Origin of the sequence: Gemella sp. 27098_8_155 (genome assembly GCF_041433725.1) — a bacterium.
Classification (GTDB): domain Bacteria; phylum Bacillota; class Bacilli; order Staphylococcales; family Gemellaceae; genus Gemella; species Gemella haemolysans_D.
Genome location: NZ_JAPWCA010000031.1, coordinates 1 through 15,245 on the forward strand (window position 1 = coordinate 1; position 15,245 = coordinate 15,245).

The following is a 15,245-nucleotide window of genomic DNA, read 5'->3' on the forward strand; positions in this document are numbered from 1 at the left end:
TTTTGGGCAGAAGGATACTATGTAAGTACTGTAGGATTGAATGAAAGTACAATAAGAAAATATATCAGAGAACAAGAATCGCATGACATTGCGATAGACAAATTGACAACAAAAGAATATAAAAATCCATTTGGAGATAAGAAAAAATAGATAAACCCGTTTAACGGGTAGCGGGCGTTAAAATACAATAGGGCTTGAACGAATGTGAAAGCCAGCGCCTTGAGGTGCGTGTTAGTAACAAAGGGTTATACCCGAAGAGAAAACCACCCCTTTTCAGGGGTGGTCATTATTTGAACTAATATTAATTTAACTTAAATTTTAACAATAATAAAATGAGGATTCACTAACATTTCAATGCTAATGAATCCTTTTCTGTCTATTGTTACTTCGTTATCTCTTCAATAATCGTTTCTAATTTCATTGAACGACTTGCTTTAAATAGGATAACTTCGTTTTTATGTTTGTTATTTTTTAAATATTCACTAACTTCAGCAGTAGTAGGGAAGTGTAGTGTTTTTATTCTGTCGTTTTTAATTTGTTTAGTAATGTTTTCAGCTAGCTCTCCAACGCTAATTACTAAATCTATATCGTTAGTATTGTTAGAGATATATTCACCAACTTCACCGTGATAGTTAACTTCATTTGGTCCAAGTTCGAACATGCTTCCTAATACTAATGTTTTATAATCGAAGTCATCGAAGCTACTTACGACATCTACTCCAGCTTTCATAGAAGTAGGGCTTGCATTATATGCATCGTTAATAATTAGTGAGTCTTCTTTGTAAGGAATACTTTGTAGACGCATTCCCGTGATTTCTACAGTATTTTCTATAGCCTTGCGGATTTCCTCGTTAGTTAATCCAATTTTGCTTGCGATTGCAGTTGCGAACATAATGTTGAATAGATTATGTTTTCCTTTTAATTTAGTGAAGTATTGCTCATTACTGATGTTAAGTTTGAAATCAATCTTATCACGAGTAATAGTGTAGTTTTCTAAAATAATATCGTTATAGCCATTTTCACCACATGAAGTAGCATTAATATCTGATGAATCTACTAATGTTTTTAAAAGAACTTCATCTCCGTTATAAACGAAGTATCCGTCTTTTTTCATTCCGTTAGTAATTTCAAATTTAGCTTTAGCAATACCTTCACGTGATTTGAAGAATTCAATATGGCTTTCACCGATATTAGTAATTACTGTATAATCTGGTTCAACCATCTTAGATAAGAAATCAAGTTGACCGAATCCATCAGCTCCCATTTCAAGAACTAGTATTTCACTATCTTCTGGTGCAGCAAGAATAGTTAATGGTACACCAAGTTCATTATTAAAGTTACCTTGTGTTTTGTGAACTTTATATTTTATTGATAATACACCTGTAATTATATCTTTTGTAGTAGTTTTACCGTTGCTGCCTGTGATTGCGATAGTTTTTGCATTTAGGCTGTCTAAATAATGTTTTGCTAAAGTTTGAATAGCTTCGTAGCTATCATTAACATAGATAATGTTATTATCAGAAATGAAGTCATCTTTTAAAGATAAACTTGCTGCCGCACCTTTTTCGAAAGCACTTTCTATATAGTTGTGACCATCTACATTTTCACCTAAGAAGGGGATGAATAGATCCCCTTGTTTAACTTTTCTACTATCAATTGCTATACCAGTAATTTCTGTATCATTTGTGATATTTACTTTTTTTGCATTTAATATTTTTTCTAAATCTTTAACTAAATATTTCATGTCTTATCCTATTCTTCAGTTAATAAGTTTTTGCGATCTTCGTAACGCTCTACAGCTAACTTGAATAATTCTTCGATAATTTCAGAATAACTTACATTCATGTTTGCCCATAGAGAAGGGAACATTGAGAATGGTGTGAAACCAGGCATTGTGTTTACTTCGTTAATGAAGATTTCTCCTTCTTTAGTGTAGAAGAAGTCAGCACGTACTAAGCCAGAACCACTGATCGCACGGAAAGCAGTAGCTGCCATTTCTCTAAATTTAGGATATAGAGTAGTATCTACTGGTGCAGGAATATCCATACGTGATTGTCCGTCGGTGTATTTAGTTTCATAGTCGTAGAATTCTGTTGAAGATATATTTACGATTTCACCTGGATCAGTAGTTTTTACTTCATTGTAACCAAGAACTGCAACTTCGATTTCTTTAGCTCCAACAGCACCTTGTTCAACAACGATTTTTTTATCAAATTTTAGGGCTTCTTCGATACCTTTAACTAATTCAGCTTCATCATTACAACGGCTAATACCAACAGATGAACCTAGGTTTGCAGGTTTAACGAAAACAGGATATTTAAGATTTTCGTTGATTTCATTAATAATAGCTTCTTTTTTATTTTTCCATGTATACTCGATAAAGTGAACATATGGAAGTTGTGGAAGGTCATAAGCAGCGAATAATTGTTTCATAATTACTTTATCCATACCAGCAGCACTTGAAAGTACATTGTTACCTACATATGCTATATCCATAATTTCTAGTAAACCTTGGATTGTTCCATCTTCACCATTTGGTCCGTGAAGAACTGGGAAGACGATATCGAATTTACGTCCATCTTCAAATAATAATCCGCTGATGTCATTATCAAAGTTTGAAAAAATAAGGTCATGTTGATCAGCTATTTCTGATGTAATTTGTTCACCACGAGCCCAGTTACCTTCTAATGAGATGAAGATAGGGAATACGTTGTATTTTTCTTTGTCAATTGCGTTAATAATTGATTTTGCTGTTAATAGTGAAATTGAGTGTTCAGCACTTTTTCCACCATAAATAATTCCAATATTTTGTTTTGTCATTTTTTAATCTCCTAAGAAATAAAATTGTTTTTGTCTTTAATTGAAATGTATAAATATCGATTTACACATGTGCTAAATTAGTAATGTTCATTATTTTATGAATACGATACAAAACTAATATACCTTATTATATCATAAAAATTTAAAAGTAGAATAAATTTGTAAGATATATTGAATAAATTTTTTAAAAAGTTAAAACACTTAAGAATAATAAAAAGAAGCACAAGTATATTTGATTTTATATTAATCAAATTAATCTTGTTGCTTCTTTAAAATTATTGTCTAAAGTTTATACTTTTCTTTAAGTTCTGCGATAGTATCACGAAGCTTCGCAGCTTGCTCAAACTCAAATTTTTCTGCAGCGTCGAACATTTGTTGTTCTAATTCTGCTAAGTGTTCTTCGATATTATCATCATTGATATTTGCACTTTCTTCAAGTTCAAGAATTCCATCATCTTTAACGACTTCTTTCTTAGCGCTTATTGAATCACGAATATCTTTTATAATTGTTTGAGGAGTGATTCCGTGTTCTTCGTTGTAAGCCATTTGAATTTCACGACGACGGTTCGTCTCATCAATCGCTTTTCTCATACTTCGAGTAATGTTATCTGCATACATGATTACACGACCATTTGCGTTACGAGCTGCACGACCAATAGTTTGTAAAAGAGCCTTATCTCCACGTAAGAATCCTTCTTTATCAGCATCCAAAATAGCTACTAGTGAAACTTCAGGAATATCTAAACCTTCACGTAGTAAGTTAATCCCAATAAGAATATCGAATTTACCAAGACGAAGATTTCTAATTATTTCAGTACGTTCTAAAGTTTTTATATCTGAATGTAGATATTCTACTTTTAGACCATTCTCTTTCAGGTAGGCAGTAAGAGATTCTGCCATTTTTTTAGTTAGAGTAGTTATTAGAACGCGTTCTCCTTTAGCTATAATTTTCTCAGCTTCTTTAGTTATGTCAAAGACTTGATCGCTAACTGGGCGAATATCGATAATCGGATCTAGTAGACCTGTAGGACGAATAATTTGTTCAGTAATTTTAGTACTATGCTCTAATTCGAAGTCCCCAGGAGTAGCTGATACAAAAATGGCTTGGTTTAATTTCTTCTCGAATTCTTCGAAGTTTAAAGGTCGGTTATCGAGAGCTGTAGGTAATCTGAAACCATAATCAACAAGAACTTGTTTACGAGCTCTATCTCCGTTAAACATACCACGAACCTGAGGAAGAGTAACGTGTGATTCATCGACTACTAGTAACCAATCATCTGGGAAGTAATCTAGTAGTGTGTATGGAGTACTACCAGGTTCACGAAGAGTAAGGTGAAGAGAGTAGTTTTCTATACCAGAACAAAATCCCATTTCTTCCATCATTTCAAGGTCATAGTTAGTACGTTGTTCAAGTCGTTGAGCTTCTAGAAGTTTGTTTTCCATATTAAGAACTTTTAATCTTTCTTCTAATTCAGCTCGAATCCTTTTAATAGCTTCTTTAGTTTTTTCATCACCAGCTACGAAGTGACTGGCAGGGTAAATTGCAATATGTTCAAGTTCACTTAGCACTTCCCCAGTAAGTGGATTAATTTCACGGATACGATCTATTTCATCTCCAAACATTTCTACTCGAACCGAATTTTCACTGCGAGATGCCGGGAAAATCTCAATAACATCACCACGAACTCTAAAAGTACCACGAGTAAACTCGATATCATTTCTCATATATTGAATGCTGATTAGTTTTTCCATTATTTTATTACGATTAATTTCATCGCCAACTCGTAATGATAGCACTAGAGAAGAATATTCTTCTGGAGACCCTAAACCATATATACAGCTGACACTCGAAACTATAATTACATCATCTCGATCGAATAAAGATGATGTTGCACTGTGTCGAAGTTTATCAATTTCATCGTTCACAGAAGAATCTTTTTCTATATAAGTATCTGTTGATGGAACATATGCTTCTGGTTGGAAGTAATCGTAGTATGAAACGAAATACTCAACTCGGTTGTTCGGGAAAAATTCTTTAAGCTCGTTGTAAAGTTGTCCTGCTAGTGTCTTGTTGTGGGCAAGAACTAGGGTAGGTTTACCTACGTTTTTCACGATGTTAGCTATAGTGAAAGTTTTACCAGTACCTGTAGCACCAAGTAAAGTTTGATATTTTTCTCCATTATTTAAACCTTCAGTAAGTTCGGCAATAGCATTCACCTGGTCGCCTTTAGGTTCGTACTTACTCTGAAGATCAAAATCTACATGTAATCTATTAATTTCCAAAAAATTCACTCCTTTTTTAATAGTAGTATTGTGAGTAATTTTGTAAAAATAAAGTAACTCACACAAAAGGTTAATTAATTCTTTCTATAACATTATAATATAGATAGGAGAATAGTGGAAGTGATAGAAATTGATTGATTTTTACTATTTAAAGAATATTGAGATTGGAATACTATAGAAGTATCATATTTTAAAACATTTCTACTATATTTTATTTTGTTTTTTTGAATGTATATGTTAAGATAGTATAGTATGAAAAAAGGAGGAAGTAATGGATACACAAAAAATTATATATACTTCACCGAAAAGTGAAAGAATCGATAAATTTTTACAACAAGAATTAACAGATGTTTCTAGAACAAATATCCAGAACTTAATTTCTGAAGGTTATATAAAAGTAGATGGAAATAGTATTAAAACAAATTATAAATTAAAAGAAGGTAATGTTATTACTATTGAATACAAGGAACCCGAAGAATTAGACGCTGTAAAACAAGATATTCCAATTGATATTGTATATGAAGACGATGATTTAATTATTGTAAATAAAGCTAAAGGTATGGTTGTTCACCCATCAGTAGGACACAAAGATGGAACATTAGTAAATGCCTTATTATTCCACAGTGAACTTTCAAGTATAAATGGAACTATTAGACCAGGAATTGTTCACAGAATTGATAAAGATACTTCAGGCTTATTAATCGTTGCGAAAAATGATAAAGCACACGTTAAATTATCTGAGATGATTGCGAATAAAGATGTTAAGAGGAAATATTATGCTCTTGTTCATGGTAGTATAAAACATGACTATGGAACGATTGATGCTCCAATAGCTCGTAATCCAAAAGAACGTAAAGAAATGGCTGTTATCGATGAAGGAAAACCATCTATTACACACTTTAAAGTAGTAGATAGATTTGAAAAATATACACTTATCGAATGTGAACTGGAAACTGGACGTACTCACCAAATCAGAGTACATATGAAATACATCAACCACCCATTAGTAGGAGATCCAGTATATGGACCGAGAAAAACATTAAATACTAATGGACAAGCACTTCATTCAAAAAGTATTGAATTCAACCACCCAATTACAGGAAAACATTTATATTTTGAAACAGAAATTCCTGAATACATGGTTGAAACTATGTCTAAATTAGATAAATAGTATAGAAGTATAATATATCGCCTCAAATATTAGTTTAAATAGCTAATTTTGGGGTGATTTTTTAAAAATTTAAAGGTGTACTAGTATAACAACCTAATTTAGATAAAAAAATTAAATAGATTAAATAAATGAAAATTTTTAAGAAATTTGATTATGAAATTTTAGGTTGGAATTTGAAAAAACTAAGAAGTTAATGATGTATACGTTAACAACAAAAAACTTGTGATACCAAAGAATAGAAGAATTAATATGTTAAAATTTAATAAATATTACACTTAATTGAAAATTATAGAAGAAAATAGTTTATTTTTTCTAAAAAGTGTAGTATTATAATATATAGTAAGTAGTTATTTAAGGAGGACAAACAACATGGTATTAGTACCAGCAAAAGACATGCTTGTAAAAGCAAGAAAAGAAGGATATGCTGTAGGGCATTTCAACATCAATAACTTAGAATGGACAAAAGCTATTTTAGCAGCTTGTGAAGAAGCAAAAAGTCCAGTAATCTTAGGTGTAAGTGAAGGAGCAGCTAAATACATGACTGGTTTCAGAACTGTAGCAGCTATGGTTAAAGCTATGGTAGAAGAAATGAAAATTACAGTTCCTGTAGCATTGCACTTAGACCACGGTTCATACGAAGGAACTCAAAAAGCTATCGAAGCTGGATTTAGTTCAGTAATGTTCGACGGATCTCACTATCCATTCGAAGAAAACATCGCTAAATCTAAAGAAATGATCGCTTTAGCTCACTCTAAAGGTATTTCTATCGAGTGTGAAGTAGGTTCAATCGGTGGAGAAGAAGATGGAGTTATCGGTAGCGGTGAATTAGCTGATCCAAACGAATGTAAAACAATGGCTGACTTAGGAATTGACTTCCTAGCTGCAGGTATTGGTAACATCCACGGTAAATACCCAGAAAACTGGGCTGGATTAAGCTTTGAAACATTAGAAAAAATTGCTAACATCACTGATGGAATTCCATTAGTATTACACGGTGGTTCAGGAATCCCAACTGACCAAATCCAAAAAGCTATCTCTCTAGGAGTATCTAAAGTTAATGTTAACACTGAATGTCAATTAGCATTTGCTGAAGCTACACGTAAATACATTGAAGAAGGTGGAGATCAAAAACCTAAAGGTTTCGACCCTCGTAAATTATTAAACCCTGGATTTGAAGCTATTAAAGCTATGGTTCACGAAAAAATCGATATCTTCGGTTCAAGAAACAAAGCATAATAACTACGAAACATATTTTAAGACTCATGCTTTGCATGGGTCTTTTTTTAATAGAAGGGAGAATTCCAATGCAAGAAACAATAAATTATTTAAAAAAACTAACAAGTATAGTATCGCCAACAGGTTACACTAAAGAAATCTCTGATTACTTAGTAGAAGAAATAGAAAGACTAGGTTATACAGCGATAAGAACCAATAAAGGCGGAGTTAATGTAGTAGTAAAAGGAAAAGATGATTCTAAACACCGTGTAGTTACTGCTCATGTTGATACTCTAGGAGCTATGGTTCGTGCCGTAAAACCAGACGGAAGACTAAAATTAGCTAAAGTCGGTGGTTATCCTTGGAATATGATAGAAGGAGAAAACTGCCTTGTCCATGTAGCAAGTACAGGAAAAACTGTAAGTGGAACAATCTTAGTTCATCAAACTAGCACACACGTATATAGAGATGCGGGCACTGTAGAACGCACAGAAGATAATATGGAAGTAAGATTAGATGCCAAGGTAACTAACGAAAAAGAAACACGTGATTTAGGAATTGATGTTGGAGACTTTATTAGTTTTGATCCTAGAACTATTATTACAGATACAGGATTCATTAAGAGCAGATTTTTAGACGATAAAGTAAGTGCAGCTATATTATTAAATTTACTAAGAATATATAAAGAAGAAAATGTTGAACTTCCATATACAACACACTTCATGTTCAGTGTATTTGAAGAAGTAGGGCATGGAGCTAACTCAAGTCTTCCGAAAGAGGCAGTAGAATACCTTGCGGTAGATATGGGTGCAATGGGGGATGACCAACAAACTGATGAATATACAGTGTCCATCTGTGTAAAGGACGCTAGTGGTCCATATAATTATGAATTCAGAAATCATTTAGTAAATCTAGCTAAAGAAAATGGAATAGAATACAAACTAGATATATATCCATATTATGGAAGTGATGCTTCGGCAGCTATGCGAGCAGGAGCAGAAGTAAAACACGCACTATTAGGAGCAGGAATCGAGTCAAGCCACTCTTATGAAAGAACGCACATAGATTCAGTAGAACAAACTCATAAACTAGTTAATGCTTATTTAAGAAGTTCTTTAGTATAGTAAGTATAAAGAATAACAGGTGATTTAATAAATTATTTAATTTATAAATTGTCATGTTAAAATTATTTACCTAAGTTATATTTACAGGTAAATATGTCAACTAAATGTTATATGAAAATAGTAATGAAATAGAAAAAAACCTATTTAATGCCTAATTTTAACAAAAAATCTTAAAAAACTTAAGAAAACAACTTGACTTTTATTCCAAAACTCAATATAATATCTATATATACGAATACGATCGTATTAAAATTAATATTAATTATGTAAAGGAGATGTAATACTATGAACAAAAAAGTATTATTATCAGTATTATCAGCTGGTTTAGTAGCTACTACAGTTGCTCCTCTTGCTTTAGCTCAAGGTGAAAATGCAAGTAACTCAAACCAACTAACTCAAAAAAAATATGTTTCTGAACGCGACATCGCTGATGAAGCAAATGCTCAAGTAGCTGCTCACGAAGCTGAAATCCGTGCTGAAGCTCAAAGACAATTTGATCAACAAGGAAGTCAAGCTCTTAAAGCTGCTCAAGCAGAATTAAAAGCATTCTTAGATTCTGGATACTCAGGTCATGATTTCACTACTAAAAAAGAAGCTTTAGAAGCTAAAGTTGCAGCTGCAAAAGCTACTGCAGGTAGATCATTTGATGAAATCTACAACACTGTTAAAAACCGCTACGTTCAAAAATTACAAGAACAATATAGAGCAGCAGCAGTTAGTCAAGGTAACTACTGGAACGATAAAACAGGTGTTGAAGATAACAAACCTAACCCAACACGTATTGCAGAAGACATCAAAAACCAAACTGGTAAAGATGTAACTGTTGAGAAAAAACAAGACGGTTCAACTGTAATTAAAGACCAAAAAGGTAACGTTCTTAAAACTATTACTAAAGATGGTAAAGTTGTAAACGGTCCTGTTAAAGCTAACAGAGTTTTACCAAAAACTCACGCAGCTAAATAATACTGACGAGAAATAAAAAAAGGATGTTTGATTTCAAACTCCTTTTTTTTATTCTAGAATATAATTAGAATCCAGGATATGAAATAACTGCATTCCTGGATTTATTCAATACAAGTAATTATTAGTATTAAATTTCCGGAAATAATATATTATTTACTCTCTTTTTTGTTGAAATATAAAAGTATGCATGATACAATTAGTAGCGATGGTGTTAACTTTAGAGGTTAAGATCATTGTAAATTGTACTGAATAAGATATTGAAAAATAGTTTATTGAACTTTGTTTTAAGTTATTAAAATATTAATAAACTATAAAGGGCAAAGTGAAGTTTAAAATTTTTGTTGAATAAAAGTTTTGTCCAATTTTATATACTAAAAAATATATTAAGGTAGGTAATTTATGTCATTTGAGATAATAACTCAAGATGAGTTTAATAATCATACGAAAATTGTAGATAGTGCATCTTTTATACAAAAAGTACCAATGGGTCATTTGTTAGAAAAAAGAGGGTTTACGATAAAGTATGTTGCTTGGAAAGAAAATGGAGAAACTCTAGTTTCTAGTATTGTCTTCAGCAAACCTATGGCTGGCGGATTATATATGGAATTGAAATCTGGACCGATATATACTGATGAATCCAAGTTAAAGGATTTTTATAATGGTTTAAAAGATTATGCTAAACAACAAGGGGTAATAGAATTAATAGTTAAACCTTATAACACATATCAAGAATTTAACAGTGATGGTGAACCTATCGGTGAAGAAAATAAACATTTCGTTAGAGAATTAGTAGAACTTGGTTATACGCATGATGGTTTAACAACTGGTTATCCAGATGGTGAACCAGATTGGCATTATGTAAAAGATATGAAAGGAATAACAGAAGAAACTCTAGTTAATTCTTTCGGTAAAAAAGGAAAACAATTATTAAAGAAAGCCAAAAGTTTCGGTATTAAAGTTAGAAAACTAGAAAGAAATGAACTGCAAATATTTAAAGATATCACAGCTTCTACTAGTAATAGACGTGATTATAGTGATAAACCCCTAGAATATTATGAAGATTTCTATGATAGTTTTGGAGAAGATGCGGAGTTTATGATTGCTACTATTAATTTTGAGGAATATTTATTGAATCTTCAAAGTAATAAAAAAACAATTGTAGATAAGTTAGAAAAACTTATTGAGGAAAATCCTGGAGAGAAAAAATCAGCTAAGTTTAATCGATTATCAAAAGAATTAAATCGTGAGATTGAAACATATGATAATCGTATAGAAGAAGCTGAAGGTTTTATTTCTAAATATGGAAAAGAAGAAGTAGTACTATCAGGAAGCTTATTCATTTATAGCGGACAGGAGAGTACATATTTATTTAGTGGATCGTATACAGAATTTAACAAGTTTTATTCTCCAACATTACTACAAGAATATGTAATGCTAGAATCTATAAAAAGAGGTATACCATTGTATAATTTCTTGGGGATTCAAGGGATTTTTGATGGAACTGATGGAGTGTTACGATTTAAGCAAAACTTCAATGGATATGTTGTTAGAAAAATGGGAACATTCCGCTATTATCCAAATCCATTGAAATTCAAACTTATAAAATTAGTGAAGAAAATTTTTCGTAGATAATTAAAAATTCGGAGTTTGGTATTTATAAACCATTCTCCGAATTATTTGTTAAATCCTATACAAAAACGACCTTGAACTCAGTTAATCTGAACTTTCAAGGTCATTTATTTTTATCTTTTTGCTTTTAATCTCGTTGCAACTACTGTTCCTATAGCTGCGATAATTGCTGATGCGTAGAACACGTATGAAGTACTAATATCCCACAGTGCTCCCATAATATACAATCCTATAGCCATACTTAGTTGGAAACAAATCGCTGTATATAGATTTTGCATATCTATAATCTCCTTGTTGTTGTAATCTCTATTTAGAATTAAGATGAATGCTATATGTGCAACTGCGAATGTTATTGCATGAAATGTTTGCATTACAGTAAATACATAGATATTATGGAAAGTTGCTAAGGCTGACCAACGTATCACGGCGCAAACTCCCGCGAACACCAATAGATTTTTTGGTTTTATTTTATCTACCAATCTTTTCGAAAAGATAAAGAAGATTATTTCTGCTATAACTGATACGTTTAAGATTACTCCTGATAACCATTTAGCTGATATATTCATACTTTCTAAATATATAGCGTTATAATTGTTGTATGCTGTGTGAGAAAGTTGATATAAGAAAATAGTTACTATTAACAATATCGCATTTCTATCTTTTAATACCCAGCCATATAGGCTTTCTTTTTTATCGTTGTTACTGTTATTATCCAAGTTTAAGTTTTTTACTAATTTAGGCTGTGGTAGGAACATAAATACTAAATATAATGCTACTAAAAATATAAGTATGTAATATAGTGCTCCATTACCTACATAACCTAATACTCCTCCGATAAATATACCAACAACTGTATATCCAAGTGATCCGTATGTTCTTGCTTTCCCGTAGTCAATATTTTCTTCACGTAAAAATAAAGAAGCTAAACCTTCTACAAGTGGACTAATCATAAAGTAAATTAACCCGAATAGGAATGTGATAATTCCTAATAATATCTTTTCGTTTGTGAATCCATAACTTATCGCAAGGATAAGACCTGAAGCAACAGAAAATTTCATCGTAATATTTAAGTTATATTTTTTTATTAAATACGGACTTAAAAATATACCACTGATAACCCTAGCGAAATACAACATTGAGAATATTGAACTGGCCTCTAGAACATTTAAGTTTTTTACAGAAGTCAGATATACCATCCAGAATGGTAAAAAAGTACCCGTTACTAAAAATTGTAAAAAGTAGTTAGACGATAACCAAGTTTTTGATGACATATTTACCTCCTAATTTACGAAAAATTGCACTAGAACTACTAAGCTGTTCATTAGAATATGAGCTACGATAGGTGTAATTATTCTTTTCGTATGTAAATATAGATAAGAAAATACGAATGACATACCGATATAGACGATCATAATTGGTGAGAAACCGTCATGAGGTAGTGCGAATATAATTCCTGTGATTAATGCAGGAATAGTGAATCTAATCCATTTTTTACTACCTATCATTGCATCGTAAAAATATCCAAATACTGCTTTTCTAAAGAATAATTCTTCCATTATTGGTCCTAGTACAGCTACATATAGTATGAAGTATGGTTTTAATTTTAATACTTCAACGACGTTACTTGTGTTTTTACTTTTAGTAGGAAAGTTGAAAAAGTTTGATAGGTATACTAACAAACCGTTCAAAATACCTTGAAGCAACATCATCGAAATAAATCCAATAATTCCAATTGCAAATAGGGTGATAAAGTTGTATTTTGACTGTTGTTTATCTATATCGTTAGTTCCTTTTCTGGCTATATAACCAAGAATAAAGGTAGCTGTTAAAGATAAAAACAACACAATAGTTACACGATTATCAACACTAATGTTTCGAGGGAGTTGAAGTGGAATAACAAATACTGCTAATATATAAATAATTCCACTAAGAAGTAGGTGGTTAACATTACCACGAGTTAATGAAAATCTCATAGACCCTCCTTATTAAATTTTAATCATTTTCTATTATAACATCTATAAATACTGAGTACAACCTTATTGATTAAAAGTTGTATATAATAGTGAAAATAATAAGATGAAAATCTAACTTAAATAATCTATCACCAAGAGGTAAACGCATTCATGATAAATTTATAAATTTCACTTGAAAATTTATAAATTTAGTGATAGAATGTAAAGTAAGTAAGCGAGCTGATGATGGTGAGAGTTCAGCAACAATATTGGCATTAAATACAATTTAATATTGTTAAAGTTGAGTTTTTACTAATCAGGGTGGAACCGCGGAAATTATTTCGTCCCTAGATGTGCTTCGGCATATCTAGGGCTTTTTATATTTTTATTAATAAGGAGGAAACAACAATGGAGAAAATTTTATCTCTAGCAAAAAATAGAGGATTCGTATTTCAAGGATCTGAAATTTATGGTGGATTAGCTAATACTTGGGATTATGGTCCACTAGGTGTAGAATTAAAAAATAACGTAAAAAAAGCATGGTGGAAAAAATTTATTCAAGAATCACCATATAACGTAGGGTTAGATGCAGCTATTTTCATGAACCCACGTACTTGGGAAGCATCAGGACACGTAGGTAACTTCAGTGATCCTATGATGGACTGTAAAGTTTGTAAATCACGTCTTCGTGCGGATAAATTAATCGAAGAATACTATTTCAACGAAAAAAATGAGGATGTAGTAGTTGATGGTCTTCCATTTGAAGAATTAGAAGCTATTATCGATCGTGAAAACATTAAATGTCCAGAATGTGGTAGCCATGACTACACTAACATTCGTCAATTTAACCTAATGTTTAAAACAAACCAAGGTGTAGTAGAAAATTCTACGAGCCAAATTTACCTACGTCCAGAAACAGCACAAGGTATCTTCGTTAACTTCAAAAACGTTCAACGTAGTATGCGTAAAAAATTACCATTTGGTATTGGACAAATTGGTAAATCATTCCGTAACGAAATTACACCAGGGAACTTTATCTTCCGTACTCGTGAATTCGAACAAATGGAATTAGAATTCTTCTGTGAACCAGGAACAGAATTAGATTGGCATACAACTTGGAAAAACAGTTGTGAGAAATTCTTATTAGACTTAGGTATGACTAAAGAAAATATCCGTCTTCGTGATCATGATAAAGAAGAATTATCACACTATTCAAATGCAACTACAGATATCGAGTTCAAATTCCCATTTGGTTGGGGAGAACTTTGGGGTATTGCTTCAAGAACAGATTACGACTTAAAACAACATATGGAACACTCTGGTCAAGATTTAACTTATCAAGACTTAAGTACAAATGAAAAATTCATCCCATATTGTATCGAACCATCTGTAGGGGTTGACCGTGTTCTTCTAGCATTCTTATGTGATGCATATAACGAAGAAGAGGTTGGAGAAAATGATACTCGTACAGTTCTTAAATTCCACCCAGCTCTTGCTCCGTTTAAAGCAGCTATCTTACCACTTTCTAAAAAATTAAGTGATAAAGCTGTTGAAGTATATCAACAATTAGCTGCAGACTTTATGGTTGATTTTGATGAAACTGGATCAATTGGTAAGAGATATAGAAGACAAGATGAAATTGGTACTCCTTTCTGTATCACTTATGACTTCGAGTCTGAAAACGATGGAATGGTAACTGTTCGTGATAGAGATACTATGGAACAAACTCGTATTCCTATCACTGAATTAAAACAATACATCGAAGAAAAAATTAAATTCTAATTAAATGGACACTCAGAACAATAGTTCTGAGTGTTTTTTGGGCTACTTGTCAAGGTACGAGGCAGACGTAAAAAAGTTTGCAGATTATGTTACAAAATCAAATAATGAAGATGGAGTAGTATATGGTATCGAGAATTTTATTAAAAAGATATAATAATTTTAAAATAGTGCATATGAGAACTCATAGGCGCATAGGTTTATTGATATCTAAATTCGCTTTATAAAAGCTTTTTAGATATCTAATAAACTGTACAGGGGAGACTCAATAAAATCTTGTTTGATATGTACCCCTTTTACTGGACAAAC

The 15,245-nt window shown here is 31.8% G+C and carries 11 protein-coding genes and 1 pseudogene; 7 read left to right on the top strand and 5 right to left on the bottom strand.

The window, feature by feature from the left end:
• Nucleotides 1-150 (top strand): annotated as a pseudogene (locus O5Y44_RS08530) (IS200/IS605 family transposase); the annotation flags it as partial.
• A gap of 232 nt (nucleotides 151-382) precedes the next feature.
• Here the strand turns inward: O5Y44_RS08530 and O5Y44_RS08535 are convergent.
• The 3 genes from O5Y44_RS08535 to uvrB all read right to left on the bottom strand — a co-directional run bounded on the left by O5Y44_RS08535 (nucleotide 383) and on the right by uvrB (nucleotide 5,103).
• Nucleotides 383-1,744, bottom strand: coding sequence for a UDP-N-acetylmuramoyl-tripeptide--D-alanyl-D-alanine ligase (locus O5Y44_RS08535; protein WP_371465969.1), 1,362 nt, complete (start codon nucleotides 1,742-1,744; stop codon nucleotides 383-385).
• An 8-nt stretch (nucleotides 1,745-1,752) separates the two neighbouring features.
• Nucleotides 1,753-2,820 carry a D-alanine--D-alanine ligase gene (locus O5Y44_RS08540; RefSeq protein ID WP_271987179.1) on the bottom strand — a complete coding sequence of 356 codons (1,068 nt, stop codon included), beginning with the start codon at nucleotides 2,818-2,820 and terminating at the stop codon, nucleotides 1,753-1,755.
• Between the two features lie 282 nt (nucleotides 2,821-3,102).
• Nucleotides 3,103-5,103 carry an excinuclease ABC subunit UvrB gene (gene uvrB / locus O5Y44_RS08545; protein ID WP_371465970.1) on the bottom strand — a complete coding sequence of 667 codons (2,001 nt, stop codon included), beginning with the start codon at nucleotides 5,101-5,103 and terminating at the stop codon, nucleotides 3,103-3,105.
• A 271-nt stretch (nucleotides 5,104-5,374) separates the two neighbouring features.
• On the opposite strand from uvrB, the gene O5Y44_RS08550 reads away from it, so the two are divergent.
• The 5 genes from O5Y44_RS08550 (at nucleotide 5,375) to O5Y44_RS08570 (ending at nucleotide 11,208) form a co-directional block, all read left to right on the top strand.
• Nucleotides 5,375-6,274 (top strand): RluA family pseudouridine synthase, encoded by a 900-nt coding sequence (locus O5Y44_RS08550; RefSeq protein WP_371465971.1) that lies wholly within the window; start codon nucleotides 5,375-5,377, stop codon nucleotides 6,272-6,274.
• Between the two features lie 369 nt (nucleotides 6,275-6,643).
• Nucleotides 6,644-7,510, top strand: a complete 867-nt coding sequence (fba, locus tag O5Y44_RS08555) for a class II fructose-1,6-bisphosphate aldolase (protein ID WP_371465972.1) — start codon at nucleotides 6,644-6,646, stop codon at nucleotides 7,508-7,510.
• A gap of 68 nt (nucleotides 7,511-7,578) precedes the next feature.
• Nucleotides 7,579-8,613: a M42 family metallopeptidase gene (locus O5Y44_RS08560; protein ID WP_371465974.1), complete on the top strand. Its 1,035-nt coding sequence runs from the start codon at nucleotides 7,579-7,581 to the stop codon at nucleotides 8,611-8,613.
• Between the two features lie 285 nt (nucleotides 8,614-8,898).
• Complete coding sequence (gene abpA, locus O5Y44_RS08565; protein ID WP_371465975.1) at nucleotides 8,899-9,576, top strand: amylase-binding adhesin AbpA; 678 nt, start codon at nucleotides 8,899-8,901, stop codon at nucleotides 9,574-9,576.
• A gap of 399 nt (nucleotides 9,577-9,975) precedes the next feature.
• Nucleotides 9,976-11,208 (top strand): aminoacyltransferase, encoded by a 1,233-nt coding sequence (locus O5Y44_RS08570; RefSeq protein ID WP_371465978.1) that lies wholly within the window; start codon nucleotides 9,976-9,978, stop codon nucleotides 11,206-11,208.
• A 110-nt stretch (nucleotides 11,209-11,318) separates the two neighbouring features.
• On the opposite strand, the gene O5Y44_RS08575 is transcribed toward O5Y44_RS08570, so the two are convergent.
• Together O5Y44_RS08575 and O5Y44_RS08580 are read right to left on the bottom strand one after the other, a co-directional pair.
• Nucleotides 11,319-12,476, bottom strand: a complete 1,158-nt coding sequence (locus tag O5Y44_RS08575; protein ID WP_371465979.1) for an MFS transporter — start codon at nucleotides 12,474-12,476, stop codon at nucleotides 11,319-11,321.
• 9 nt (nucleotides 12,477-12,485) lie between these two features.
• A complete protein-coding gene (locus O5Y44_RS08580) occupies nucleotides 12,486-13,178 on the bottom strand; it encodes a CPBP family intramembrane glutamic endopeptidase (protein WP_371465980.1) in 693 nt (230 codons plus the stop codon).
• 387 nt (nucleotides 13,179-13,565) lie between these two features.
• Here O5Y44_RS08580 and O5Y44_RS08585 point away from each other — a divergent pair, with 387 nt between their 5' ends.
• A complete protein-coding gene (locus O5Y44_RS08585) occupies nucleotides 13,566-14,939 on the top strand; it encodes a glycine--tRNA ligase (RefSeq protein ID WP_371465981.1) in 1,374 nt (457 codons plus the stop codon).
• The last annotated feature ends 306 nt before the right edge of the window (nucleotides 14,940-15,245 follow it).

Excerpts from the sequence above, each read along its gene's own strand:
- O5Y44_RS08535 (WP_371465969.1), bottom strand. The coding sequence starts at position 1,744 with ATGAAATATTTAGTTAAAGATTTAGAAAAAATATTAAATGCAAAAAAA.
- O5Y44_RS08540 (WP_271987179.1), bottom strand. The coding sequence starts at position 2,820 with ATGACAAAACAAAATATTGGAATTATTTATGGTGGAAAAAGTGCTGAA.
- O5Y44_RS08550 (WP_371465971.1), top strand. The coding sequence starts at position 5,375 with ATGGATACACAAAAAATTATATATACTTCACCGAAAAGTGAAAGAATC.
- fba (WP_371465972.1), top strand. The coding sequence starts at position 6,644 with ATGGTATTAGTACCAGCAAAAGACATGCTTGTAAAAGCAAGAAAAGAA.
- O5Y44_RS08560 (WP_371465974.1), top strand. The coding sequence starts at position 7,579 with ATGCAAGAAACAATAAATTATTTAAAAAAACTAACAAGTATAGTATCG.
- abpA (WP_371465975.1), top strand. The coding sequence starts at position 8,899 with ATGAACAAAAAAGTATTATTATCAGTATTATCAGCTGGTTTAGTAGCT.
- O5Y44_RS08570 (WP_371465978.1), top strand. The coding sequence starts at position 9,976 with ATGTCATTTGAGATAATAACTCAAGATGAGTTTAATAATCATACGAAA.
- O5Y44_RS08575 (WP_371465979.1), bottom strand. The coding sequence starts at position 12,476 with ATGTCATCAAAAACTTGGTTATCGTCTAACTACTTTTTACAATTTTTA.
- O5Y44_RS08580 (WP_371465980.1), bottom strand. The coding sequence starts at position 13,178 with ATGAGATTTTCATTAACTCGTGGTAATGTTAACCACCTACTTCTTAGT.
- O5Y44_RS08585 (WP_371465981.1), top strand. The coding sequence starts at position 13,566 with ATGGAGAAAATTTTATCTCTAGCAAAAAATAGAGGATTCGTATTTCAA.